The 25,843-nt window shown below is 69.9% G+C and carries 22 protein-coding genes and 1 pseudogene; 11 read left to right on the forward strand and 12 right to left on the reverse strand.

Annotation, left to right across the window (positions count from 1 at the left end; all coding sequences use genetic code 11):
* On the reverse strand, nt 1–1,102 hold a 1,102-nt coding region (locus tag NS3_RS27215), incomplete at its 3' end, for an IPT/TIG domain-containing protein (protein ID WP_067865615.1).
* A gap of 818 nt (nt 1,103–1,920) precedes the next feature.
* Nucleotides 1,921–2,883 (reverse strand): ATP-binding protein, encoded by a 963-nt coding sequence (locus NS3_RS30400; protein WP_067865618.1) that lies wholly within the window; start codon nt 2,881–2,883, stop codon nt 1,921–1,923.
* 380 nt (nt 2,884–3,263) lie between these two features.
* On the opposite strand from NS3_RS30400, the gene NS3_RS27225 reads away from it, so the two are divergent.
* The 10 genes from NS3_RS27225 to NS3_RS27270 all read left to right on the forward strand — a co-directional run bounded on the left by NS3_RS27225 (nt 3,264) and on the right by NS3_RS27270 (nt 15,095).
* Nucleotides 3,264–4,676: a metallophosphoesterase gene (locus NS3_RS27225; protein ID WP_157101565.1), complete on the forward strand. Its 1,413-nt coding sequence runs from the start codon at nt 3,264–3,266 to the stop codon at nt 4,674–4,676.
* A gap of 173 nt (nt 4,677–4,849) precedes the next feature.
* A complete protein-coding gene (locus NS3_RS27230) occupies nt 4,850–5,671 on the forward strand; it encodes a mycofactocin-coupled SDR family oxidoreductase (RefSeq protein WP_067865621.1) in 822 nt (273 codons plus the stop codon).
* 215 nt (nt 5,672–5,886) lie between these two features.
* Nucleotides 5,887–6,882 (forward strand): adenylate/guanylate cyclase domain-containing protein, encoded by a 996-nt coding sequence (locus tag NS3_RS27235; protein WP_067865624.1) that lies wholly within the window; start codon nt 5,887–5,889, stop codon nt 6,880–6,882.
* A 37-nt stretch (nt 6,883–6,919) separates the two neighbouring features.
* The gene (locus NS3_RS27240) at nt 6,920–7,690 is read left to right on the forward strand and encodes an RluA family pseudouridine synthase (RefSeq protein WP_245649840.1); all 771 of its coding nucleotides are present in this window, start codon (nt 6,920–6,922) and stop codon (nt 7,688–7,690) included.
* A gap of 177 nt (nt 7,691–7,867) precedes the next feature.
* Nucleotides 7,868–8,647, forward strand: a complete 780-nt coding sequence (locus NS3_RS27245) for a metallophosphoesterase (protein ID WP_067865630.1) — start codon at nt 7,868–7,870, stop codon at nt 8,645–8,647.
* 64 nt (nt 8,648–8,711) lie between these two features.
* Nucleotides 8,712–9,377, forward strand: coding sequence for a phosphodiesterase (locus NS3_RS27250; RefSeq protein WP_067865633.1), 666 nt, complete (start codon nt 8,712–8,714; stop codon nt 9,375–9,377).
* Between the two features lie 133 nt (nt 9,378–9,510).
* Nucleotides 9,511–11,043, forward strand: coding sequence for a flavin-containing monooxygenase (locus NS3_RS27255; RefSeq protein WP_067865636.1), 1,533 nt, complete (start codon nt 9,511–9,513; stop codon nt 11,041–11,043).
* A gap of 100 nt (nt 11,044–11,143) precedes the next feature.
* On the forward strand, nt 11,144–13,237 hold the full coding sequence (locus NS3_RS27260; RefSeq protein ID WP_084495991.1) for an ABC transporter ATP-binding protein: 2,094 nt from the start codon (nt 11,144–11,146) through the stop codon (nt 13,235–13,237).
* Entirely contained in the window at nt 13,234–13,971 is a 738-nt protein-coding gene (locus NS3_RS27265; RefSeq protein WP_067865639.1) for an energy-coupling factor transporter transmembrane component T family protein, read from the forward strand. Before NS3_RS27260 ends, NS3_RS27265 begins: the two co-directional genes overlap by 4 nt.
* 473 nt (nt 13,972–14,444) lie before the next feature.
* Nucleotides 14,445–15,095: a DUF8020 domain-containing protein gene (locus NS3_RS27270; protein WP_067865641.1), complete on the forward strand. Its 651-nt coding sequence runs from the start codon at nt 14,445–14,447 to the stop codon at nt 15,093–15,095.
* 163 nt (nt 15,096–15,258) lie between these two features.
* On the opposite strand, the gene NS3_RS27275 is transcribed toward NS3_RS27270, so the two are convergent.
* From NS3_RS27275 to NS3_RS27290, 4 genes are all read right to left on the reverse strand, one after another.
* On the reverse strand, nt 15,259–17,628 hold the full coding sequence (locus tag NS3_RS27275; RefSeq protein WP_444980686.1) for an ATP-dependent DNA ligase: 2,370 nt from the start codon (nt 17,626–17,628) through the stop codon (nt 15,259–15,261).
* A gap of 55 nt (nt 17,629–17,683) precedes the next feature.
* Nucleotides 17,684–17,908 carry an antitoxin gene (locus tag NS3_RS27280; protein WP_067865643.1) on the reverse strand — a complete coding sequence of 75 codons (225 nt, stop codon included), beginning with the start codon at nt 17,906–17,908 and terminating at the stop codon, nt 17,684–17,686.
* Nucleotides 17,909–17,951: 43 nt separating this feature from the next.
* Nucleotides 17,952–19,085, reverse strand: a complete 1,134-nt coding sequence (locus NS3_RS27285; protein ID WP_067865646.1) for an MBL fold metallo-hydrolase — start codon at nt 19,083–19,085, stop codon at nt 17,952–17,954.
* Nucleotides 19,086–19,147: 62 nt separating this feature from the next.
* Nucleotides 19,148–19,876, reverse strand: a complete 729-nt coding sequence (locus NS3_RS27290) for an enoyl-CoA hydratase (RefSeq protein WP_067865648.1) — start codon at nt 19,874–19,876, stop codon at nt 19,148–19,150.
* 89 nt (nt 19,877–19,965) lie between these two features.
* On the opposite strand from NS3_RS27290, the gene NS3_RS27295 reads away from it, so the two are divergent.
* Nucleotides 19,966–21,099 carry an NAD(P)-binding domain-containing protein gene (locus tag NS3_RS27295; RefSeq protein ID WP_067865651.1) on the forward strand — a complete coding sequence of 378 codons (1,134 nt, stop codon included), beginning with the start codon at nt 19,966–19,968 and terminating at the stop codon, nt 21,097–21,099.
* Here the strand turns inward: NS3_RS27295 and NS3_RS27300 are convergent.
* The 6 genes and pseudogenes from NS3_RS27300 to NS3_RS29635 all read right to left on the reverse strand — a co-directional run.
* Entirely contained in the window at nt 21,083–21,934 is an 852-nt protein-coding gene (locus tag NS3_RS27300) for an aldo/keto reductase (protein ID WP_067865653.1), read from the reverse strand. The two genes, NS3_RS27295 and NS3_RS27300, sit on opposite strands and share 17 nt — an antisense overlap.
* Before the next feature lie 67 nt (nt 21,935–22,001).
* Complete coding sequence (locus NS3_RS27305; protein ID WP_067865656.1) at nt 22,002–23,525, reverse strand: acetyl-coenzyme A carboxylase carboxyl transferase subunits beta/alpha; 1,524 nt, start codon at nt 23,523–23,525, stop codon at nt 22,002–22,004.
* Between the two features lie 255 nt (nt 23,526–23,780).
* Entirely contained in the window at nt 23,781–24,383 is a 603-nt protein-coding gene (locus NS3_RS27310; protein ID WP_174550526.1) for a GTP-binding protein, read from the reverse strand.
* The gene (locus NS3_RS27315) at nt 24,364–24,738 is read right to left on the reverse strand and encodes a DUF742 domain-containing protein (protein ID WP_067865660.1); all 375 of its coding nucleotides are present in this window, start codon (nt 24,736–24,738) and stop codon (nt 24,364–24,366) included. Before NS3_RS27315 ends, NS3_RS27310 begins: the two co-directional genes overlap by 20 nt.
* Nucleotides 24,739–24,745: 7 nt before the next feature.
* Nucleotides 24,746–25,159, reverse strand: a complete 414-nt coding sequence (locus NS3_RS27320; protein WP_011207200.1) for a roadblock/LC7 domain-containing protein — start codon at nt 25,157–25,159, stop codon at nt 24,746–24,748.
* Nucleotides 25,156–25,843, reverse strand: a pseudogene (locus NS3_RS29635) (sensor histidine kinase); the annotation flags it as partial. The gene NS3_RS27320 and the pseudogene NS3_RS29635, both read right to left, overlap by 4 nt.

The raw sequence follows: 25,843 nt of genomic DNA on the forward strand, positions 1-25,843 counted from the left end.
CCGGCGTACCACCGAATTCGACCGCGGTCGCGCCGGTGAAACCGGTACCCGTCAGAACCACCGAGGTGCCGCCCACGACGGGACCTTCATCGGGATCGGCGGCGCTGATCGCCGGAATCACGGCGTAGGTGTAGGGAAGCCCGTTACTGGTACCGCCGACGGTCGTGACCGTCACCTGCTCCACACCGACCCCCGCCGGAGCGATCGCGATGATCTGCGAGTCCGAGACCACGGTGAACGACGTCGCGGGCGTACCACCGAAGGAAACCGCGGTCGCACCCGCCAGACCCGTGCCGGTGAGGACCACCGTGGTCCCGCCCGCCTCCGGACCCGTAGTCGGATCGAGAGACGTCAGGACCGGAGCCGTCACGTAGGTGTAGGGGACGCCGTTGCTGACGCCGGCGATGGTGGTGACGGTGACCTGCACCGTGCCGCTGCCCGGCGGTGCGATCACGGTGATCTGGTTACCGGAGTCGACCTCGAACGCGGCCGCCACAGTGCCGAAACGCACGGCGGTGACATTCACGAAACCGGAACCCGTCAGCGTGACTGTGTTGGATCCGGCCGTGGGACCGGCAGTCGGGTCGATGGAGGTGATCACCGGGAACAGGACGTAGGTGTACGAAACACCGTTGCTGAGGCCACCCGGAGTGGTGACGGTGACCTGCGCTGTTCCGCTGCCCGCCGGGGCGGTGGCGGTGATCTGGGTGTCGGAGACGACGGTGAACGAGGTGGCGGGAGTCGCGCCGAAGGTGACCGCGGTGGCTCCGGTGAGACCGGTGCCGGTGAGGGTCACCGAGGTGCCGCCGGTGGTGGGACCTCGATCCGGGCCGATGCCGCTGAGCGACGGCACGGGGATGTAGGTGTAGGGAAGTCCGTTGCTGGTGCCGCCGGGGGTGGCGACGACGGTGACCTGCACTGTTCCGCTACCCGGCGGGGCGGTCGCGGTGATCTGGTTACCGGAGTCGACGGTGTAGGAGGCCGGCGTGGCGCCGAAACGTACGGCGGTGATATTCACGAATCCGGTGCCGGTCAGCGTGACGCTGTTGAGCCCGGCGACGGGGCCCGAAGTCGGGGCGATGGAGGTCAAGGCCGGAGCCATGGGGTGCTCCTTTCAGAGCGAGAGATGTCAGGTCAGAGGGCGGTGTAGGTGAAGGCACCGGTCGCGGTGGCGCTACGGCCGGCGGTGGTGGGCATGACGCTGTCCTTCTGATCGAAGTGTTCTGTGGGCACGACTGATCGACGCCGGTCGGCCGAATGCCGTCGGGCGGAAATCGCGCACGTAGTTGCCGTCCCTCGCACCCGCTGCCGCTCACCGGCTGTCGGCGGGTGCGGACGAGGACGCGGCTCTGGTCGAGCTGCTGTCCGAGACGTCGCCGGTGTAGGCCCGCACGGTCACCACCCGAACTCGGCATGTTTGCCGCCTGGTGGCGGACGCGCCGATGGGTGGCCGGCAGCCGATGACGATGATTTCTACCGGCGACGCAATCGCATAAAGCGTGAAGGATCCACCGGCTGGAACCGGTGGCCTCGGCGATAATCAGTTATGATCCATATTTCTCCTCGCACAATTCGAATCGAAATGAGCCCAACCGCCAAGATACGTGCACGTAACACGTCTCGCAACAACAACTTTCGGGACATACCACCAGATCAGCGCCACCACGAGCGGAAATTATCGCCAATTCCGAAGGAGGTTATCGCGAATTCCGACAGCATATTTTCACGAATTCTGGCGGGTTCTTTTCACGAATTCCGACGACACCGATGAGAGGTGCCGGTTCATGTGATCCACCGGTGTCGCCCGAGGTGTGCGAAGGAGTTCCGCGGCGAAACCGCGGGCACGCGACCACCACCCCTGCTCATCCGACCTCACCGCCCCGGCGACCTCGGGTGAGCCGCCGGGTCGGGTCGGCGGGATCAGTCGGTCGGCGTATCCGACTCGGCGCGAGTGCGGCGATAGCTCCGGGTTCCGGTGTCGACGATGGTGCCGCCGAACGTGAGCCGGTCGATGATGGCGGCACGCAGCCGCGCGTCGGGGAAGATCTCGGACCAGTGGGCGATGCCGCGGTTGGACGCGATCGCGACCGACTTCTTCTCGTCGCGCTCGGTCAGGACCTGGAACAACAGTTCGGCGCCGCGCCGGTCGACCGCGGTGTAGCCGAGTTCGTCGATACAGAGCAGATCGATGCCACGATAGCGGCCGATGATCCGGGAAAGTCGTTGCCGATCGGCGGCTTCGGCCAGCGCGGTGACCAGTTCGCCGGCCAAGGTGTACCTGACCCGGAAGCCCGCTTTCGCCGCTTCGGCGCCCAGGGCGATCAGCAGATGGGTCTTCCCGGTTCCGGCCTCGCCGGTCAGGCACAGCGGCCGACCTTCTCGCACCCAGTCGCATCCGGCCAGGGCGTGGATCACCGCGGGGTCGACAGCCGGGTTGGCGTCGAATTCGAAGTCCCGCAGTGTTTTCAGGCGCGAGAAGCCGGCCGCGCCGACGAGTCGTCCGGTGCGGCGGCGAGCGGTCGCCTGCTCCGCTCGCAGCTGCGGTCTGCGTTCGCGGATATAGGCGCTGACCCGCTGATACGACACGTCCGTCATGCCGCGCTCGGCGCGCAGACGCTGAAAGATCCGGGTGGCCGTATGCCGTTGCCTGGGCGGGCCTTCCAGATCTCCACGCAGGATGTCGTCGATGAACGGCTTGTAGGGATCCAGCTTCTGAGGGCGCGGAGGATACTGCTTACGCGGCCCGGGGAGCACCGACTCGGTGGCCTTCGCCACAGTGCGCCACCCGACACCGTGCTTGCGCTCGATGGCGCGTTTGGACAGGCCGGCACGGAGATCCTGCCTGATCGCCGCGTACAGTTCGACTTTCGAGATCTCTGACATCACACCCCACCACTCGCCCCAGTTATTCCATATCTACATGATAAGACCGGGGGGTCACCAGCATCCGTGACCGCGAAAACGATGGCAACGCCCTCGTTTTCGACGCGCGGACGCCGCCGGGATCGGTGAGCAGCGGTGCCGCCGGAGCCTCGCCGGCCCGGTTGAACTTCAGCTGGTTCGCCTCGGCAAGGCGGTGATGGCCGCGCCGTTCGTCACGGTGATCGGATACGAGGCGGCCGGGCATCGGCGCCATCGGCGCATGCTGGACGCGCTCAGGGGCGGTGCACCGGAGTGATCGCGCGGATCGGGAGGCGGATCGGCGAGTGCGCGTAGATTCGCTGGAGTCGGGAGTTCGGGCGATTCCGGAAGGGTTTGCGCTGGTGGGCAGAGTGGTGGGGTTGCTGATCCTGGCTGTGATGGTCGGCATCGTGGCTGGGTTGCACTGGTATGTGTGGCGTCGGCTGGTGCGCGACAGCACGGTGGCCGGGTCGATCGGGCGGCGTGCCGGGACCGGGGTGATCGTGGTCGGCGGGCTGTTCATGGTGGGCACGCCGGCGACGCGGATCGACATGGTGCCGTTCGGGGTCGTGCGTGTGATCTCCACGGTCGGGTACCTGTGGGCGGCGGTGCTGATCTATCTGCTGCTCGGGGTGCTGGCGGGGGAGGTCCTCCGTCCGCTGCTGGTGTGGTGGGCGAGCAGGCGCAAGGGTGGGTCCGACGCGGGTGCCGTCCTCACGACCACCGCGGCGTCGACGCGGGGTACCGGCACGACGGCGACAACCGGCACAGCGGCAGCCACCGGCCCCACGGAGGCGACCGGCACGACGGAAAAGACCGGCACGGACGCCGAAGCGACAGCACCGAACGCGGCGACCGATACGGCCGGTGCCGGTGAGACCACGGCGCAGGCGACGCCCCAGGAGGTCGTCGGGAACGGCCCGGCAGCAGCCGAGAGCGCCGGCTCGCAGGCGGTGTCGAGGCGGATGTTCGTCAGCCGCGCGCTGGCCGGTGCGACGGCGGTAGCGGCGGTGGCCACGGTCGGCGCGGGTACCTACGGGGTGCTGAAAGGCCCGGCCGTCAATCGGGTGACCGTGCCACTGCGCCGACTGCCCGCCGAGGCCTCCGGATTCCGCATCACCCTGGTCAGCGACCTGCACCTCGGGCCGTCGCTGGGCCGTGGTTTCGCGCGGACGGTGGTCGACACGATCAACCGGACCCAGCCGGACCTGATCGCCATCGCGGGCGACCTGGTGGACGGTTCCGTCGCCGACCTGCGCGAGCACGTCGCGCCGCTGGCGGACCTGCGCGCACCGCATGGCGTCTTCTTCTGCATGGGCAACCACGAGTACTACTCCGGCCCGGACGAGTGGATCGAGTATCTGCCGAACCTCGGCATCCGCGTCCTGTTCAACGAACGAGCCGAACTCCCCTGGTTCGACATCGCCGGGGTGGACGACCTCGCCGCCGAGGCCTACGACCGCGCCCCCGACTTCGACGCCGCGCTCGGCGGCCGCGATACCTCCAAGCCCTGCGTCCTGCTGGCCCACCAGCCCTCGCTCATCCACGACGCCGTCGATCACGGCGTGGACCTGCAACTGTCCGGCCACACCCACGGCGGCCAGCTCTTCCCCGCCAACTTCTTCGCCGCCCTGGCGAATCCGACTCTCGCCGGACTGGAACGCTACGGCGACACCCAGCTCTACGTCACTCGCGGCGCGGGCGCGTGGGGTCCGCCGGTGCGCGTCGGCGCTCCCTCCGATATCACCGTCATCGAGCTCGTCCCGGACAACTGAGGCTCGGTCCCGGGTGGATCGTCACGCAGTGCCGGCCCATGTCCACGGCGGGCCACGATGGCAGGCGAGGGGGATCCCTTGCGCCGCATCGGCACCGGCCGTAGCGTCGGTCACCGTAGTTGTCATGTGGGCTGAACACGACGGCGTGCAGCCGGACACGAGGAGGCACAACCGTGGGTGGACGGCTGGAGGGCAGGGTCGCGTTCGTCACCGGCGCCGCGCGCGGGCAGGGGCGCGCGCACGCGGTCCGGCTCGCCGGGGAAGGCGCGGACATCATCGCCGTCGACCTGTGCGCGCCGCTGCCGGAGGCGGTGCCCTACGACTCCTCGACGCCCGACGACCTCGACGAAACCGTCGCGCTGGTGGAGGCCACCGGGCGCAAGATCGTCGCGAGAGCCGCCGACGTGCGTGATATCGACGCGCTGCGGGCGGTCGTCGACGACGGGTTCGCGGCGTTCGGCAGGCTCGATGTGATCGTGGCCAACGCGGGTATCTGCATTCCGGAACCGTGGGACACCATCACGCCGCAGTCGTTCCGCGACGTGATCGACACCAATGTCACCGGCACCTGGAACACCGTCATGGCGGGCGCGCACCGGATCATCGAAGGCGGACGCGGCGGGTCGATCATCCTGATCGGCTCGGCGGCCGGGGTGGGTATGCAGCCGTTCATGGTCCACTACACCGCCAGCAAGCACGCGGTGACGGGCATGGCGCGCGCCTTCGCCGCCGAACTCGGCAAACACTCGATCCGCGTCAACAGCGTGGCTCCGGGCCCGGTGGCGACGCCGATGGGTTCCGGGGACATGGTCGGGGCGCTCGTGCGGGCGGGCCGGACGAACGAGCTGCTGGCGAAGATGAACACGCCGATGCTGCCCGACGGCGTCGCCATGCCCGACGATATCGCCGACACCGTGGCCTGGCTCGCCGGTGACGAGGCCCGATTGGTCACCGCGGCCAGCATCTCCGTGGACCTCGGCGCTTCCCAGTACTGAGTGCCACGCCGGACGCCGATCCCGGCGGATTCGATCCGACGCGGTTCGCCCCGGTGGACCGGCAGGCGTTCGACAACGGGGTGACGGTCACCGAGTTCGTCCGCGCCTGAGCGGTTTCCGGCGTCGGAAGCCGCACGGACGCCGGTGCGTCGAAGGCTCTCGCCGGGCGCGGCGAAGCACGGGACGCGCACCGCGCCGGGCCGTAAGGTGGCGGGATGGCGTCGTCGCAGCAGCAGCATTCCGAGCTGGTCCAGTCGGTGGTGGAGTCCTATCTCCTGGGTGGCGAGCGCAAATACGACCGACATCAAGTCGCCGAGCATTCCGGGGTGGCGCCCGCGGTATCGCGCAGACTGTGGACCGCGCTGGGCTTTCCGGCCAACGACGACAGCGCCGTCGACTACACCGAGGGCGATGTGGAGGCGGTGCGGAAGTTCCGGTCGATGAGCGTGGTCGGCGGCGCGGATCTGCGTTCGCAGGCGGCGGCGGCGCGCACCATCGGTCAGGGGATGGCGCGGCTGGCGGAATGGCAGGCGGACCTGGTACTCGCCGAGATCTACACCCGGATGGCCGCCGAGGGCGACTCCCCGGAGAACGTGCGCCGCATCGCCGAGGAGACGATGACCGCGCTCGCGGATCTGCTCTCCTACACCTGGCGCAGGCACCTGGCCGCGGCGCTGAACCGCTCGTTCGACGGCGCGGTGACCCCCCTCAACGAGGATTCGACCAGGGAACTGGCCGTCGGATTCGCCGACATGGTCGGCTACACCCGGCTGACCAGGCACCTGCATCCCGACGAACTGTCCACGCTGCTGGAGGCGTTCGAGTCGACCACCACGGCGGCCATCACCGAGCACGGCGGCTGGGTGATCAAGAACGTCGGCGACGAGGTCATGTTCGCCGCCGAGACCGTGAGCGCGGCCGCGCACATCGCGCTCGACATCCAGGAGTCGACGATGCTGGTGGGCTCCACCCCGGAACTGCGGGTGGCGGTGGCCTACGGGCCGGTGCTCCAGCGTTTCGGCGACCTGTACGGGACGGTGGTCAACATCGCGGCCAGGCTGACCGGTGTGGCCAGACCTGGCACGGTGCTCGTCGACGACGGCGCGGAGGAGAAACTGCGTGACGATCCGGCGTTCAAGGTGCGGCAGCTGCGCAGTGTCCGGCTGCGCGGGTTCAACCGGCTGCGGCCGCATCTGATCCGCCGGGCCTGACACGCCGCCGCGCACGGGCGTCCGTAAGGTCGACGGCGTGGATGCCGGAGTGGAAACGGACTGGTCGCGGCTGCGGGAGCGGTACCTGCTCACCGAGGACGCGGCGGTGCTCGCGCTGAACAAGCCCGCGGGGATCTCGGTGACCGGCGAACGTCACGACACCGACATCGTGGCGTCGGCCACCGCCGCGGGCCAGACGCTGTATCCGGTGCACCGCATCGACAAGGTGACCTCGGGGCTGGTGCTGCTGGCCAAGGATCTCGGCGCGCACGGCATGCTGACCAGGCAGTTCGCCAAGCGCACCGCGGAGAAAGCCTATCTCGCGGTGGTCGAGGGGGTCGGGCTGCCCGATCGCGGCGTCATCGATCTGCCGCTGAGCGTCGGGCGCAAGAACCGGGTGCGCATCGCCGCCCCGCGCGAGGCCATCCGCTCGGCGGACGGACGCTGGTTCGTCGACGACACCGATCTGCTGCCCGCCAAGAACTACCCGTCGCGCACCGAGTTCACGACCCTGGCCCGCACCGGCGGCCGGACCGTGCTGGCCTTGCGTCCGGTGACCGGGCGCAGGCATCAGATCCGGGTGCATCTGGCCTGGATCGGGCACGCCATCGTCGGCGATCCGCTGTTCGACAAGTCCGGGCTGCCGCGCGCGCATCTGCACTCGTGGCGGCTGCGGTTGGACGCCCCCTGGCGCGACCCGGCCACGCTCGATCTGACCGCGCCCCCCGGTGCGGACTTCTGGTCGGCGGTCCCGGAACTCGACGAACCGGCCGCACTGCTCGACCCCGACGCGCCGATCGGCTCCTGAGCTTCGGCCTGCTCGGCCTGCTCGGCCATCCGACGAGCGCGCACCGAAGCGGCCCGATCGTGGTGAGGCTCATGCGGACCGACCACCCTTGGGTCGTTAGCCTGGACAGGTGCATGTGCTCGCGTGCCAGCCACGCCGTGACGCGACGCGGCGACTCCGCAGAGAAAGCGACCGCCGATGATCCTGGTAGCCCAGGTCAGCGACACCCATTTCGACCTCGGCGCCCGCAACGCCCAGCGGGCCGAGAAGGTGATGGACTTCCTGGCCGACCTGCCGCGCAGGCCCGACGCGATCCTGCACACCGGTGATGTCACCGAATCCGGCGGCGCCGCGCAGTACGCCGAGGCGCGCGCCGCGTTGAAGTCCGACATTCCGGTCTATTCCATTCCCGGCAATCACGACGAGCGGGTCGCCTTCCGCACCGAACTGCTCGGCGTCGAAGCCTCCGCCGACCCGATCCATCACGTCCATCGGATCGGCGAGCTGACGGTGGTCATGGTGGACACGACCGTTCCGGGCGAGCCGGGCGGGCGGATCGACGAGCAGAGCTACGACTGGCTGCGCGGCGTCCTCGCCCGAGCGCCCGCGCACGCGCCGATCGTGCTGGCCATGCATCATCCGCCGGTGCGGCTGCACAGTCCCATCGTCGACGACATCGCGCTCGCCGAGCCGGGCAGGCTGGCCGAACTGGTGGCGGGGGACGCGCGAATCCGCGCTGTTCTCGCAGGTCACGCGCACTCGTCCGCGGTGACACTGTTCGCCGGGCGGCCCCTGCTGATCGCGCCGAGCACCTCGTCGGTGCTGGGCGGCGCGTGGGAGATCCGGCCACCGGACCGGGTGATGGACTACTCCCCCGATCCGGCCGTCGCCCTGCATGTCTTCGACGAAACCGGGGCGATCACAACGCATTTCCGAACCGTGCCGATGGCCGGGTGCACAGGCGTGCCGCCGTCCTGAATCCGGGACGCAACAGTGCGGCACACCGCCGTTTGACCGGGGCGGGTCCGGGCACCCGAGCCACATGACCCAGCTCTTCCGCCAGTCCTTCGCGGGCGCGGCCCGACTGCGGCACGCTCGCGTCTTCCATCCGAACGGTCTGCCGCTGTCGGGCAGACTGCACCCCGAGCCCGAGGTCGAAGACCTGTTCGGCGAGGGCGAACGCGCCGTGCTCGCGCGCATGTCCAAGGGCATCGGCACGCCGTCCGGGCTGCCCGACGTGCTCGGCTTGGCGTTGCGGGTGCTCGATCGCGACGACAAACCGTTCGATCTCGCGCTGGCCACCACCGGCGAGGGCCTGCTCAGCCGTTTTCTCATCACCCCGGCGCGCGGCTGGCGCAGTGCCCGCTACGGCAGTCTGATGCCCTACCGGCTCGGCGACCGCTCGCCGGTCTGGCTGTTCGCCGAGCCGAAGCCTGGCCTGCCCTCCTCCTCGTCGCTGGCCGATCTGGCCGCGCACGTGCGCACGACGCCGGTCCAATTCACGCTGTCGGCCGCGGGTCTGTCGCCGCGGCTGCGCAAGATCGCCGAGATCACCCTGCACACGGTCGACGAGGGTGACTACCGCACCGACTTCTTCGATCCGGTGATGAACCATCCCGACGACGTCCGCCTGCTGCCCGAACTCGTCGGCCGCGTGCGCGAGCTCGCCTATTCCGGCAGCCGGGAGGGGCGCGGCGAGCACCCGTGATCCGCGCCCGAGACCGGGATTTCCACAGCCGCGCCGTTGTCCACAGCGCAGCGGCGCAGAGCGCCGAACGGGCATGGTCGGCCACCGCGCGCCTCTACAGTTGAAACATCGGCGCAGAGGTGAGGAGAGTCACATGGGTCCAGGTCCTTCGGTGCTCGTCATCGGCGCCGGTTTCGGCGGCATCGGCGTGGCGATCGAATTGCGGCGCAACGGTTTCGACGATGTCGTCGTTCTCGAGCGGGCGGCCGATCTGGGCGGGGTGTGGCGGGAGAACACCTATCCCGGCGCGGCCTGCGATGTGCCGTCGCCGCTGTACTCCTACTCGTTCGAGCCCAAACCGGATTGGCCGCAGCGCTACTCGGGCCAGGCCGCCATCCACGACTACCTGCGCGGTGTCGCACGCAGGCACGGTCTGCTGGACCGCATCCGATTCGGTGCGCAGGTCACCGAGGCCGTCTTCGACGAACGGCCGGCCGCGGACGATCCCCGAGCCGACGTCGGCGGCGACGGCGCTGCCGGTGCGGACGCCGCGGCTAGGGGTGCCGGGCGGTGGACGGTGCGGACGGCCGACGGGAACACCTATGTCGCCGATGTGCTCGTCTCGGCGGTCGGGCAGTTGTCGCGACCTGCCATGCCCGACATCCCCGGGGTGGGCGCGTTCACCGGAGCCGCCTTCCACTCGGCGCTGTGGGATCACGATGTCGATCTCACCGGGAAGCGGGTGGCCTGCATCGGGACCGGTGCCAGCGCCGTCCAGTACATCCCCCGGATCCAGCCGCAGGTCGAGCATCTGACGGTGTTCCAGCGCAGCGCGGCCTGGGTGCTGCCCAAGTTCGACACCGACTACACCCCGGTGCAGCACAAACTGTTCGCGAGGATTCCCGGCATGCTCTCGGCGGAGCGGCTGGGCTGGTGGACGCTGGCGGAGGTGTCCTCGCTGGGGCTGGTGGACGCGCCGTGGATCGCCTCGGCGGTGACCAGGATCGCGCGAAGGCACCTGCGTAAACAGGTTCCCGATCCGGTGCTGCGGGAGAAGCTCACGCCGGACTATCCGATCGCCTGCAAGCGGGTGCTGTTCTCCGGGGACTACTTCCCCGCGCTCACCCAGCCGAACGTCACCGTGGAGACCGAGGCGATCACCGAGATCACCCCGACCGGTGTGCGCACCGCCGACGGGACGGTGCACGAGGCCGACGTGATCATCTACGGCACCGGGTTCAAGGGCACCGAATTCCTCTGGCCGATGCGGGTGCGGGGGCGAGACGGCCGCGAGCTCTCGGCGGCCTGGGCCGAGGGCGCGCACGCCTTCTACGGCATGACGGTGCCGGACTTCCCCAACTTGTTCATGGTCTACGGGCCCAACACCAATCTGGGTGTCGGCTCGATCATCGCCATGATCGAGACGCAGGCGCGCTACATCCGTCAGGCGGTCCAGCTGCTCGCCGACCGGCCGGGACATGTCATCGAGGTCGAGGCCGAGCGGGAGGAGGAGTTCAACCGGGAACTCCAGGACCGGCTCGATCGCTCGCCGTGGAACTTCTGCTCGAGCTGGTATCGCAACGCCGCCGGGCGCATCACCAACAACTGGCCGGGCACGGTCACCAGCTACCGCCGCCGGGTCCGCACCCTCGACCCGGACGACTACACGCTGACGCCCGCGTCGTGAAGCGGCACCCGCGGCACCGGGGGCGCGCGATCGCTCCGGCCGACTCCTGCGCACTCCGCCGAGCCGAGTGACCCGGTGGCCGGACTGGCACACTTGTCGCGTGAGTGAAACGCCGACCGTGCTCGTCGCCGGTCCTGGGCAACGCGGGCCGCTGCGGCCGATCGAACTGGCCGTGGGCGCGGTGCTCGGCGGCGTCACCGTCGGCCTGATCACGGTCGGCTCGGTGGTGCCGTTCGCGGCAGCGCTGCAGTTGGTGGCCGCGGTGCCGATGGGCATGCTCGCGCACCGCTACCGGTTGCGGGCGCTGGTGACCGCGACGGTCGCAGCGACGCTGGTGACCTTCGTGGCGGCGGGCGTGATGCCCGCGCTCGGCGTGGTCAGCACCGCCACCATCGGCGGCATCATCGGCGGGGTCAAACGGCGCGGGCGTGGGCTGCCGACGGCGTGCCTGGCGGCGCTGGTGGCCGGGCTGGCGTGGGGGGCGTTCTCGGTGGGGTCGCTGCTGGTGTTCGCCAAGACCAGGGAACTGTTCTTCGACACCGTGCGCAATACCGCGGGCGGAATGCGCAAGATCGCCGAGAGCAGGCCGGAACTGGAGTCGCTGGGCCGCGCGGTGGACTCGGCCACCGAGGCCGTCCTCACCTGGTGGTGGCTCTACGTCGGCAGCGGCGTGGTGGTCGGCGTGCTGGTCAGCGCGGTGTGCTCCTGGTATGTGCTCGGCTCGATCCTGGACCGGCTGGCCTGGCTGCCCAGCCGTGACCGGCTCGACGCGCCCGCCGACGAGCGGCCGATCGGCCCGTTGCCGGTGACCCTGCGCGGAGCCGGGTTCCGCTATCCCGGCGCGCACGTCGACGCGCTGCACGGCATCGACCTGACCGTGGCCGCGGGCGAGTTCGTCGCCGTGGTCGGCCACAACGGCTCGGGCAAGTCCACACTGACCAGGCTGCTGGCGGGTCTGCCACCCACGAGCGGCGAAGTGCTGCGGCCGGGCTCGGCCGGACTCGGGCACCTGGGCGGCACCGCGCTGGTCCTGCAACGCCCGGAGAGCCAGACGCTGGGCGTGCTGGTCGCCGACGACGTGGTGTGGGGGTTGCCCACCGACCTCGCCGCGCGGGTGGATGTGGACGGGCTGCTGCGCGAGGTGGGCCTGGACGGCATGGGCGGACGGGAGACCGCGACACTCTCGGGCGGCCAGCAGCAGCGCCTGGCGGTGGCCGCCGCGCTGGCCCGCAGGCCCGCGCTGTTGATCGCCGACGAGGCGACCTCCATGATCGATCCGCGCGGGCGCCGGGAGCTGGTCGCGCTGCTGCGTGAACTGCCTGCCAGGCACCGGATGGCGGTCGTGCTGGTGACCCACCACGAAGCCGACGCGGCCGCCGCCGACCGGGTGGTGCATCTGGGCGCGGGCCGGATGGTGCAGCGCCTGCCCGCCTGGCCACAGCCCACGCGCGGCGCACGGCGCACGCCGATGGGCGGGCCGGTGCTCGAGCTGCGACAAGTCCGCCACACCTACAACCGGGGCACGCCGTGGGAGGCGCCCGCCCTGCACGGGCTCGACCTGACCGTCCGCCAGGGTGAGGCGTTGCTGGTGGTGGGCGGCAACGGCTCGGGCAAGTCCACGCTGGCCTGGATCATGGCCGGGCTCGTGACCCCGAGTTCGGGCGCGTGCCTGCTCGGCGGAAAGCCGGTGACCCGGCAGATCGGGCGGGTGGCGCTGGCCTTCCAGCATTCGCGGCTGCAGTTGCAGAAGCAGACCGTGGGCACGGAGATCGCGGACTGGGGCGGGCAGGCCACGGGTTCCGGCGCGGTCGGGCGCGCGCTGGACGCCGTCGGGCTGGACCGGGCGCTCGCGGCGCGCTCGATCGAGGAACTCAGCGGCGGGCAGGCCAAGCGGGTGGTACTGGCGGCCATCGTGGCCAGTCACCCGCAGGTGGTGGTGCTCGACGAGCCGCTGGCCGGGCTCGATCCGAAAGGCCGCGCCGACATCGTGGAATTGCTGGCGCGACTACGGGATTCCGGGCTCACTCTCATCGTCATCTCCCACGACGTCGAGGACATGGCCGCGGTCTGCGACCGCACCGTGCATCTGAACGAGGGCCGCTTCACGGACTCCCACGGAGTCACCGCCGGATTCACGGACAACACCGCCGGCCCGGCGGCGGCGTCGGGATACCAGGACAGGAGCCACCGATGAGCACCATTCTGCTGCGCCGGGTTCCGGTGGACAGTCCCGTGCACCGGCTGTGGGCGGGCACCAAGATGATCGCGGCCTTCCTGCTCAGCCTGCTGCTCATGCTCTGGCCGTCGTGGACGGTGCTGAGCATGATGATCGTCTTCCTGATCGTGATCGGCGTGATCGCGCGACTGCCCCTGGGGACGCTGCCGCGGCTGCCGCTGTGGTTCTGGGCGTTGATCGCGGCGGGCGCGCTGATCAATCTGCCCATGGGCGGGGCGGCGGTGCTGCGCTATGCACAGGTGGTGGTGTTCGGTTTCGTCCTGGTGGCGGCGTCGTTCCTCATCGCGTGGACCACCCCGATGAGTGAGATCGCGCCCGCGCTGGCGAAACTCGGCGCTCCGCTGCGCAAGCTGAAGGTGCCGGTGGACGAGTGGGCGGTGGTCGTCGCGCTGACGCTGCGCGGGCTGCCGCTGTTGCTCGAGGAGATCCGGGTGCTGCGGGCGGCTCGCAAACTGCGGCCCAAGGATCGGCTGCTCGATCGCGCCACCGACAGCCCCGTCATCGACATCCTCACCGCGGCGATGGCGGTGGCCTCGCGCCGGGCGACCGAACTGGGCGAGGCGATCACCGCCCGCGGCGGCACCGGTGAGCTGACCGCTCACCCGGCCGTGGCGACCCGTCGTGATGCGCTCGCGCTGGCGCTCGTGGTGTTCGCCGGGGCAGGCGCGGTGGCGGTCGATCTGCTCATTTGAGCGGCGCGGGCACGAGCACAGGGAAAGCCGGTCACCGAATGGACGGACCAGTTGCTGCCCGCTTGCAAAAACAAACCGTCCAGATTGTTGAAAACCCTGGTTTTGGGGGCGAAAACAGCTTCCGGAGTCGATTCCGCCGCGTATTCACAACCCGGCAACAGGGCTCCCCTCGCGGCGACGTCACCGGAAAGAGCATAGTGTTGCGGCGATCACACACCGCGCGTTCACCTATCACCAACTGGCGTCATAGCCGAAAGCAATTGATCGGTGGGATGTCGAGCAAACGCACCACATTTCGCGAATCGATCCCTGTTACGGGGAATTCGCGTACAGGAATACCTGCCGATTCGATAAGGTTACGGTGACGTAGCTGTTCTGTGGATCACCTCCTGTCCGCACCGGCGTCGAGGGGAGCTTTTCTCGCCGGGGCAGACTTCGTAAGGGCTCGACCTCATGAAGATTGGAATCCTCGCATGCGCATGCGCAAGCTCTCCGCGGTCCTGGTACCGCTGATCGCCGCCGTGACTGTCGGCGCGAGCACCGCCCACGCCGAACCGGCGCCGGTGCCGGATATCGGTTACGAGGCGAAGCTGGTGGGCGACAAGGTCGTCACCACGCTCACCAACGGCACCTTCGAGATCGACGGCAACACCGTCGAAGTGAAGGACGCGGCCGACAACACCCTCGTCTCGTTCCCGCTGGCGTTCCGCCAGGACGGCCTGGAATACCCGCTCGGCCACCAGATCGCCGACGAGGGCCGGATGCTGGAACTGTCGGTGGTCAAGGACGTCTCCAAGGCCAGGCCGGTGCCGGTGACCCCGGTGGCCTCGCTGGAGGAGAACCGGCGGGCGATGGAAACCTTCGGCACGCAGTTCGGCATCGCCACCGCCATCGGCGGGTTCGTCGGCTTGGTCGCCGGAGGCATCGTCGGCCTCATCGGCCTGGCCGGTGGCGTCCTCGCACTGGCAACGGTGCCCACATTCGCCTCGATAGGCGGCATCATCGGAACGATCATCGTCGGCGGACCGGCATTGGTCATCGCCGGTATCGACCTCGTCCAGACGCTGACCGCCGAGCCGGGCACCACGAAGTGGATGGATCAGACGGGCCGTCCGGCCAACTGATCACCGCACCCACGAGCGCGGCGCGCGCCGAATGATCCTCGGCGCGCGCCGCGTTCGTGTGCGGCCCCGGCCACGACGTCCGGCCGCGGCGAGGCGCGACTCAGCCCCGCTTCCGGCGAATGGCGTTCTTCGCGGGCGTCCGTGCGCGAACTGCCGAGGCGAGTCAGCGTTTTTCACCGAGCCAGGCGGGATGCCAGAGTCGCCCGGTCTCCGTCCATCTCATGAACCGCACCCGGCCGGTGATCACCGGGTCCACCCAGATCGCGTCCTTGCGTTCGACGGCGGTGAGTTCGGTGGTGAAGGGGCAGGTCGGGCGCTGGGAGGCCCGCAGTCGCGGGCCCAGCGCGCGCAGATCCGCTTCGGAGAACCCGGTGCCGACACGGCCCGCGTAGACCAGCTCGTCGCCGACCGGGACGCCGACCAGCAGCGAGGCGAAGTCGCGGGCGGCGCTGCGCCGGTAGCCGCCGACGATCACCTCACGCGTGCGCCAGTTGCGGTGTTTGAGCCAGGACTGCCCGCGTTTGCCGGGCAGGTAGACCGAATCTAATCGTTTCGCCAGCACGCCCTCCAGCCCGCGTTCCGCGCTCAGCCGCACGGCATCGGCGCCGTTGTCGGCCAGCGGCGGCGGGACCAGCAAGGACGGCGCCGTGGCCCCGAGGGCTTCGAGCACCCGGCGCCGATCGGCGAAACGCTTACGCACCAGCGATGTTCCGTCCAGGTACAGCAGATCGAAGGCGACGAACTCGGCGCGCGCCGGGTCCGCCTGCAGCAAGCTGATGTCGGGCACGCCGCGATCGTCGAAGACCACCATCTCCCCGTCGAGAACCACGCGGTGGCCGGACAATTCGGCCGCGGCGGCGGCGAAGCGCGGATAGCGGCCGGTCACGTCCGCGCCGGACCGGCTGCGCAGAACGAGATCGTCGCCGTCGAGGGTGGCCAGGACCCGGAAGCCGTCCCATTTCGTCTCGAAGCACCACTGCCCGGGGTCGAGGCCGGACACCTCGCCCGGAGTGGCCAGCATGGGCGCGAGGTCGCGTGGAAACGGCGCGTCACGATGTCGTTGTCCGCCGGTGCCTTCGGCGGGGCGACCACGCGCAGCCGAGGCCGGCTCCTCCCCGGAGAGGGTGTCCTTCGCCGATGCCGCCGCCACCCGCGGGGGCGGAATCGCCTCAGGTGGCTGATCGCGCATGAGATGCATCAGCCATTGGTCGGCGCGGGTGCGGATGAGGGCGTAGCGGCCGGTGAGGGTGTCACCGTGGAAACGGACGATGACCTCGTCGTCGCGCCACTTCTCGGTCTCGTAGGTGCCGCGATCCCAGATGGTCATCTCACCGCCGCCGTATTCGCCCCGGGGGATGACGCCGTGGAAATCGAGGTATTCCAGCGGATGATCCTCGGTGCGCACGGCCAGACGGTTCTGCGACGGCGAGGTCGGCGGGCCTTTGGGTACCGCCCATGAGGCCAGTACGCCGTCTCGTTCCAAGCGCACGTCCCAGTGCAGGCGGCGGGCGTGGTGCTCCTGCACGACGAAACGATCGCCGGAGCCCGCGGTCGGCGGTGCGGCCGGGACGGGCTCGGGGGTACGGGCGGGGTCGCGCATGGAACGGTATTTCGCCAGCGCGTCGCTGTCGTGCGGGGCGGCTCCGACGGCGAACGGCGGATCGAGACCGGCGAGCAGGTCGCCGTCGTCGCGCCAGCGGGCCAGCACCTCGTCGAAACGCAGGTGGCGCAGGCTCGCGGTGTCCGCGATCTCGGCCCAGGTGCGCGGGGCGGCCACATCGGGGTGGGCGCGGCCGCGCAGTGAATACGGCGAGATGGTGGTCTTGGCCGGGTTGTTCTGGCTCCAGTCCAGCAGCACCTTGCCGCGGCGCACCTCTTTCGCCATCGTGGCGGTCACCAGATCGGGGTGCAGCTTCTCCAGATCGGTGGCGAGCTGTTTGGCGACGGTGGACGCGCCGCCGGGGCCGAGCACCCGATCCAGCGGGACGTAGAGGTGAATTCCCTTGCTACCGCTGGTCACCGGATACACGCGCATGCCCGCGCCCTCGACGATCTCTTTCACCGCCAGCGCGACCGCGGCGCATTCCGGCAGCCCGGCGCCGGGGCCGGGATCGAGGTCGAACACGATCCGGGTCGCCGGTCCCGGCCGGTGGCCGGCGAAACGCCATTGCGGTACATGGACTTCCAGCGCGGCCTGCTGCCCGATCCAGGCCATGCCCGCTTCGGACTCGACGAGCGGATAGGTGACGCGGCGATCACTGTGCTCGATCACCTGGCGGGCCAGCCAGGCCGGGGCATGGCCGGGCAGGTTCTTCTCGAAGAACGACGCCTCCGCCACGCCGTCGGGCCAGCGCTTACGAGTGACCGGACGCCCGGCCAGATGTGGCAGTATCGCCGGGGCGATGGCCGTGTAATAGGCGATGACCTCGCCCTTGGTCGTCCCGGTCTCCGGGTAGAGCACCTTGTCGAGGTTGGTGAGGGTCACCTCGATCGGGGTCGCACCCGGACCACCGTCGAACGCCGCGCGCACCACCGGCGCCGGCCTCAGCGGCGACCGGGCCGGACCGGTGGGCGAGCGGCGCGTGGACTCACGCGGTCGGGGGATGTCCGGGCTGCTCCGGCGGGACCGCCTTCTTGGCCGCCTCCTTGCCCTTGGCGATCTTGTCGGCGTACTTGCCGTGGGTCTTCTGATCGAGGAAGTCGCCGCCCTTGTCGATCGCCTCGTTGATCTTGTCCGCGTTCTTGGCCGCGGCCTCCTTGCCTTTTTCGAGGCCCTTGCCGACCATGCCCTTGAGGTTGTTCGCGAAACTCATCGTCTGCGTTCCTTCCACTGTCGTCGTGCCCAGGAACTACTGATCAATCCACATTCTTCCACCAGGGGTCCGCCTGCGCAGGCAGCGCGGGGTCCACCCGCTCCCCCGGCTTGGGGACCGCGATCGCGGTGCCCGCCGCGCGCGCCGCCTCGACCAACCGGCGCACCGGCTCCGACCAGCCGTGCAGTGCCAGATTGAAGGTGGCCCAGTGAATCGGGACGAGCACCCCGTGCCCGGCGTCGCCGAGACAGAGATCACCGTGGGCGCGGACCGCTTCTTCGGGATTCATATGGATGTCGGGCCACTGATCGCCGTAGGCGCCGATGGGCAGCAGGGTCAGATCGAACGGGCCCAGCGCGGCGCCCGCTTCGGCGAAGGCCTTGGTGTAGCCGGTGTCGCCGCCGAAGTACACCCGCTTGGTCGGGCCGACGATCGACCACGACGCCCACAGCGTGGTATTGCGCACCAGGGCGCGACCGGAGAAGTGCCTGGCCTCCGAGCAGGTGAGGGTGAGATCGGCGCCGTCGCGCTCACGACCGAGCGCGGACAGCGATACCGAAGCGCCCCAGGCCAGTTCGACGATGCGGTGCTCGGGTACACCCCAGTGCCGCAGGTGCGCGCCGATGCCCAGCGGCACCAGGAAGGGCGTGGACTGCCGCTCGACCAGGGACATGATCGTCGGCTTGTCGAGGTGGTCGTAGTGGTCGTGGGAGATGACGACCGCGTCCACTTCGGGCAGTTCGTCCAGCGGCAGCGGGACCGGGTGCAGCCGGGCCGGACCGACCAGCGCCGACGGGGAGACCCGCTCGCTCCACACCGGATCGGTGAGCACGAGGAAGCCGTCGATCTCGACCAGCGCCGACGCGTGGCCGTACCAGGTGACGGCCAGGTCCGCCGGTTCGCTCGGCGTCTGTGGACGCAGCACCGGAACCGGATGGGCCGGGTGGCCCTCCTTGCGCTTGCGCCATGCCGTGAACAGCAGCGCGGCCACCGAAGCCGCCTCCAACGGGACGCCGGGTTCGGTGTTGTGGAACCGGTCGCCGCGGTAGTTCGCCGCGCCGCCGGCATAGGGCTTGATCGACGAGACCGAGGCGCCCAGCGTCGAAGGGATGTCCCACGCGGCGCGGGCCGCCCACGCCGCCGCGGCCGCACCGGCCGCCAGCAGAAGAGGTTTCATCTGTCCATCATCCCCCTGCGCTCGGTCCGCGCCCGATCATCCGGCGACTGCCGCAACCGGTGTCACCGGCCGGTGAACCTGGCCTGGCGTTTCTCCTCGCGGGCCCGGCGGGCCTCCTCGGCGTCGTCACTGGCCCAGGCCGCCGCCAGCGCCGCGCGCTGGACCGCCGAATCCGGGTCGCGGGTGCCGTCGTCGTTGAGCACCAGCTTCATGTGCCGCAGCGACAGCGGGGCCAGTTCGGCGATGGTTTTCGCCCAGGCCTGCGCGTCGGCGAGAGTGCCGAGACGGTTGGCGAAGCCGAAGTTGTAGCAGTCACGCGCGGACACCTGCTCGGCGCCGAGCAGGATGCCGCGGGCCGGACCGCCGCCGATCAACGACACCAGCCGGTGCATGGTCCAGCGGTCCACCGAGACACCGAGTTTCGCGGCGGGAATGGCGATGTAGGAGTCCGGCTCCATCACCCGCAGGTCCGAGGCCAGCGTGAGCTGCACGCCGCCGCCGAGCGCGCCGCCGTTGATCGCCGAGATCACCGGCACGGGGGCCGATTCGATGGTGTGCAGCATGTCCATCAGCGATTCGAGGAACTCGTCGGAGTACACCCCGTTCAGGTCCGCGCCCGCGCTGAAGATCGGTCCGCGCCCGGTCAGCACGATCGCCCTGGCCCCGTCGCCGACAGCGGCGAGCACGGCTTCGCGCAGCAGTGTCACCAGTTCGGCGTTGAGCGCGTTGCGCCGCTCTTCGCGCTGCATCTCGATGGTGACGACATCACCGTCGCGGCTGACTCCGAGCATGATTCCTTCCCGCACCGGCTGTTCGCTGTAGACGTCTCAACTCTGCCACAGCGCCGCCGCGCCCCCGGAACGCACTACCATCGGCCGTTGTGCCGGACGATTTCGACATCCTGGTGATCGGCGCGGGCCAGGCCGGACTGTCGGCCGCCTACCACTTGCGCAGGCTCGGTCTGATCCCCGAGCGGGACTTCCTCGTGCTCGACCACTCCGAGGGCCCCGGCGGCGCGTGGCAGCACCGCTGGCCGTCGCTGACGTTGGGCACGGTGAACCGGGTGCACGACCTGCCCGGCATGAGCTTCGAGGAAACCTTGCCGCCGGGTGCGGAGCGGGCCCAGGCCGCCACCGCCGTGCCGCACTACTACGAGCTCTACGAAAAGCGCTTCGACCTGCGGGTGCACCGGCCGGTCTCGGTGCGGGTGGTCTGCGATCGCACCGGCGACGGGCAGCGCTGCGACTATCTGCGGGGGCGCGGCGAGGTGCTGCACGCCGAGACCGACACCGCGGGCACGGTGCGGGCGCGCGGGCTGATCAACTGCACCGGCACCTGGGAACGACCGTTCGTCCCGCGCTATCGCGGCCAGGAGGACTTCGCCGGCAGGCAGCTGCACACCCGCGACTACCACGAGGCCGCCGAGTTCGCGGGCAAGCACGTGGTCGTGGTGGGCGGCGGGATCTCCGCTGTGCAGCTACTCGACGAGATCTCCCAGGTGACCTCGACCACCTGGGTGACACGGAGCGAACCGGTGTTCCGGGACGAGCAGTTCGGGCCGCAGGACGGACGGGCGGCTGTCGCCCGGGTCGAGGACCGGGTACGGCGCGGGCTGCCGCCCGGTTCGGTGGTGTCGGTGACCGGGCTGCCGTGGACCGACGCGCTGCGCGCGGCGAAGGCGCGTGGGGCGTTGGACCGCAAGCCGATGTTCGACCACATCGAACCGGGCGGGGTGCGCTGGGCCGACGGCGGCTTCCAGGCCGCCGATGTCATCCTGTGGGCCACCGGATTCCGCAGTGCGCTCGACCATCTCGCACCGCTGCGGCTGCGCGGTCCCGGCGGCGGCATCACCATGACCGGGCGGCTGGCCACCCGGGTGGCAGCCGACCCACGCATCCATCTGATCGGCTACGGGCCGTCGGCGAGCACGATCGGCGCCAACCGGGCCGGGCGGGCGGCCGCGGTGGAGCTGACCGCCGAGCTCGGGTTGTCCGGGCTCAGAGACCGGCGCTGAACGTCTCCGGGTCGCCGCCGATCCGGTGACCGCGGTCCAGGGCGTCGATCGCGGACATCTGTTCCTCGTCCAGCTCGAAGCCGAAGACATCGAAGTTGGACTCGATGCGCGAGGGCGTCACCGACTTCGGGATGACGATGGTGCCGGACTGCAGATGCCAGCGGATGATCACCTGCGCCGGTGTGCGGTCCACCCGTTCGGCGATCGCCACGACGACCGGGTGATCGAGCATGGTGCCCTGACCGAGCGGCGCCCACGCCTGAGTCGCGATCGCGTTGTCGGCGTGAAATTCTCGCAGTTCACGCTGGGCCAGCGCGGGATGCAGCTCGATCTGATTGACCGCGGGGATGGTCCCGGTCTCGGAGATCAGCGTGCGCAGGTTGGCGACGGTGAAGTTGGAGACGCCGATGGAACGGACCCGGCCCTGACGCTGGAGCTCGGAGAAGGCGCGGAAGGTGTCGACGAAGCGGCCCGCCGCGGCCACCGGCCAGTGGATCAGATACAGGTCCACGTACTCGAGGCCGAGCCTGGCCAGGCTGGCGTCGAAGGCTCGCAGTGTCGAGTCGTAGCCCTGCTCGGAGTTCCACAGCTTGGTGGTGACATGGACTTCGTCACGGGGTAGACCGAACGCGCGGATCGCGCGGCCCACGCCCTCCTCGTTGCCGTAGATCGCCGCGGTGTCGATGCCCCGGTAGCCCGCTTTCAGGGCCGTGGAGACCACGTCGAAGGTGGTCTCGGCCGGAACTTGGAACACCCCGAATCCGAGCTGAGGGATCACGTTTCCGTCGTTGAGCACGATCGACGGCACGGTGGAGGTATCGCTGCGGAAGGTCACCTTCCGACCGTAGAAGTGCGCGGGCGAGCCGTCAACGACGGTTGCGGGCGTGTTCGCCGCACCCCGGTCACCGCGCGAAACCGGGCACGCCCAGACGGCGATACCGCAGGTGACGGCTCTGGCGCAGGTCTCCCACGGGCACGCTGCGCAGCTCGGCCAGCTCGTGCGCGACGGCGGTGACCACGCGCCGGGCGAACTCGACCGGCTCGTCGGCGGCGTCGGGGGATTCCGGCACGATCCGGTCCACCACGCCGTCGGAACACAATTCGGCGGCGCCGATGCGCTGGGCGGCGGCCAACTCCGGGGCGTGGTCGACATCGCGGTGCACGATCGCGCTCGCGCCCTCCGGCGGCAGCGGCGCCAGCCAGGCATGGGTGGCGGCGAGTACGCGATCGGCGGGCAGCAGAGCGAGCGCGCCGCCGCCGGTGCCCTGGCCGAGCAGTATCGAGACGGTGGGAGTGTCCAGGGTGACCAGGTCGGAGATGCACCGTGCGATCTCCGGGGCCAGGCCGCGCTCTTCGGCCTCCTTCGACAGGGCCGCGCCCGCGGTGTCGATCACCAGCACCAGCGGCAGCCGCAGTTCCTGGGCCAGCGCCATGCCGCGGCGGGCCTCGCGCAGCGCCGCCGGACCCATGTGCTCACCCTGCTGACCGGCGCGGTCGTGGCCGAACACCACGCACGGCTGTCCGCGGAACCGGGCCAGCGCGAGCAGGGTGGTGCGGTCGGCCTCGCCCTGGCCGGTGCCGCTGAGCGGGACGCGCTGAGTGGCATGGCGCAGCAGGTCGCGGACACCGGGGCGGTCGGGGCGGCGGGAGATCACCACCGAGCGCCACGTCGACCCCGGACCGGCCGGCACCGGAGCCGATTCGATCGTGCCCCGCGCCGGGAGGGCGGTCCCCTGGTCCGGGAGCACCACGCCGCTGCACACGCTCAGCGCGCGGTGGGCGATGCGGCGGAAGACCGAGACCGGCAGCACGCCGTCGATCACGCCGTGGCGATACAGGTTCTCGGCGGTCTGCACGCCCTCGGGGAAATCCCTGCCGTAGAGCGCCTGGTAAACGCGCGGGCCGAGGAAGCCGACCATCGCGCCGGGCGCGGCGAACGTCATGTGGCCGAGCGAACCCCACGAGGCGAAGACGCCGCCCATCGTCGGGTCGCGCAGGTACACCAGATAGGGATGGCCCGCCGCCTTGTGCGCGGCGACCGCGCCCGCGATCTTGACCATCTGCACGAAGGCGACCGTGCCCTCCTGCATACGGGTGCCGCCGGAGGTCGGCGAGGCGACCAGCGGCAGGCCGAGTTCGGTCGCGCGCTCGACGGCCAGCACGATCCGCTCGGCCGCGGCCACGCCGATCGAGCCCGCGAGAAAGCCGAACTCGCAGGCGATCACGGCCACGCGCCTGCCCCGCAACAGTCCCTCGCCGGTCAGCACCGACTCGTCGGTGCCCGCCGCGTCCCGCGCCGCGCGCAACTCATCGCGATAACGCTGTGAGGTGGTGGCCGCGGCGACCGTCACCGGTGGCCGATCCCAGCTCACGAACGACTCCGCGTCGAGCAACTGCCCGAGTAGTTCCCGCGCCGATATCCGCATCGCGCGAGCGTATCGCGCCGGGGACACCGAGCCGAACGGGTGTGGGCAGCACGACATCGCGGCACGGCCGGATCGGCGGTGCCGCGATGTCGAACCCTCGCACGGGCCCGGTCGTTCCCGGTGTCCGGCGCACGGCCTTCGGTGCTGCTACCCCACAGCACCTCTGGTTCCGCGGCGCCCTGGCCCGGTACCGAACGGGATCGGTGACATCTCGGGCATCCGCAGCACGTGTCGGCGCTGCGGCTGCACGGGAGTTCAGTAGCCCTGCATCACCTTGCGCAGCGCGTACTCGGTCAACGCCACCAGCGCCTGCTTGGCAGGCTCGCGGCGGCGCGCGTCGATGGACAGGATCGGCACGTCGGCGGAGACCGCCAGCGCCTGCCGGATGTCCTCGATCGGGTACCGGGGCGAGTCGTCGAACTCGTTGAGCGCCACCAGGAAAGGCAGGTTGCGCGCCTCGAAGTAGTCGACGGCCGCGAAGCTGTCCTCGAGCCTGCGGGTGTCGACCAGCACCACCGCGCCGATGGCGCCGCGGATCAGGTCGTCCCACATGAACCAGAAGCGGTACTGGCCCGGCGTACCGAACAAGTACAGCACCAGGTCGTCCGCGAGGCTGATCCGGCCGAAGTCCATCGCCACCGTGGTGGTCGACTTCATCGGAATACCGGTCAGGTTGTCGATACCCGCACTGGCGTTGGTGACCAATGCTTCGGTGCGCAGCGGAACGATCTCCGAGACAGCACCGACCAACGTGGTCTTACCGACACCGAAGCCGCCGGCGACCACGATCTTGGCCGAGGTCGGCTTGCTGGTGCGGGTATCGACCTGCGTCGTCGAATCAAATACGCCGGAGTCCACTGAGAACCCTTTCGATCAACTCGCGACGTTCATCGTCGCTGGAATCCTCTTTCAATGTCGCCGAAACGCGCACGTGCCCGGCATCGATCAAGTCCGCTACGAGTACCCGCGCAACTCCGATCGGAATCCCGAGCCGCGCCGCCACTTCGGCGACGGACGGCGATTCTCTGCACAACTCCACGATCGACGTCTCGATGTTGGTCAGCTCGAACTGCCGCTCCATAGCGACCGGCTGTGAGGCGACAAGCGCCTCGAGCGCCAACTCGACCTTGGGCCTGGTACGGCCCGCGGTCAGCGAGTACGGCCGGACGAGGCTCGGCTCGGCGCTCTCCACGTGGTGATCTTCTATGTCCATCCCACCATCAGGAACCCATCGTGACACGCGGCGTGGCCTGTACTGTCTGGCCCACCCGTTCGACCAGCAGCGCCATCTCGTAGCCCACCTGTCCGATATCGCAGGACGTGTTGGTCAGCACCGCGAGGTAGGAGCCGTCGCCCACCGCCATCAGCAGCAGGTAACCGTGCTCCATTTCCACGACGGACTGCAACACCGTGCCGCCTTCGAACAGATTGGACACACCTACGGAGAGGCTGGCCAGGCCGGCGGTCACCGCCGAGAGTTGTTCGGCGCGATCCACGGGCAGCTGGGCGCTCGCGGCCATCAGTAGGCCGTCAGCCGAGACCAGGACGGCATGAGCTACGCCAGGAACCTCGTTGGCGAAGTTCGAAACCAGCCAATCCAGCTGACGGTTCGTACCACCTAGATCGGGGTTCATCGGTCTCCTTTGTCTCCGGTTAGGTTCATTGCTCTCATTGCGCGGCCATCCCGGACGCCCTTCTGGTGACGACTCAAGCTGGACCTGATCGACTCCGGATCACGCCTTGGCGCGCGATCCGCGGCGCCAGTTACGGCACCGGGGACTAGCCTCCCGCCCGGATCGCGTTGCGGCAAGCCCGCAGCGGTCTTTTTCTCGGCTTGGGCCTCACTCGCTCGTTGCGCGGCCCGCCAGCCTTCGTCCGCGGGCGAGTCGAACGCCTGGACCACTTCGGAGCGATCCGGGTTCGGATCGGCCAGCCAGGCCGACATCATCTCGGCGAAGATCGGGCTGTCCATCGACGTGCCGGGCTCGGCGGCGGGCTGCAGCCGGGTCTGGAAGAACGAGGCCGTCTTGGCCGGGTTGGACTTGTAGCTGTGCTTGCCGGGATCGCGAGCGGGCGCACTGTCGGCCGCGCCGTCGCCGCCTTCCTGGCCGGGGGCACGCGGCGGCAGACCGACCCCGGGCGGAACCTCGCCGAGCGGCTGGAGACGCGCGCCCGGATCGCGCTGCGGGAGGCCACCGCCCGCCGGGGGCTGGGGGGCACCGCTGGCGCCGGGGGCACGCTGCGGGAGACCGCCGTTGCCCGGACCACGCTGGGGTATACCGCCCTCGCGCTGGGGTAGGACACCCTCGCGCTGCGGT

It is taken from the genome of Nocardia shimofusensis NBRC 100134 (genome assembly GCF_001613125.1).
GTDB lineage: Bacteria > Actinomycetota > Actinomycetes > Mycobacteriales > Mycobacteriaceae > Nocardia > Nocardia shimofusensis.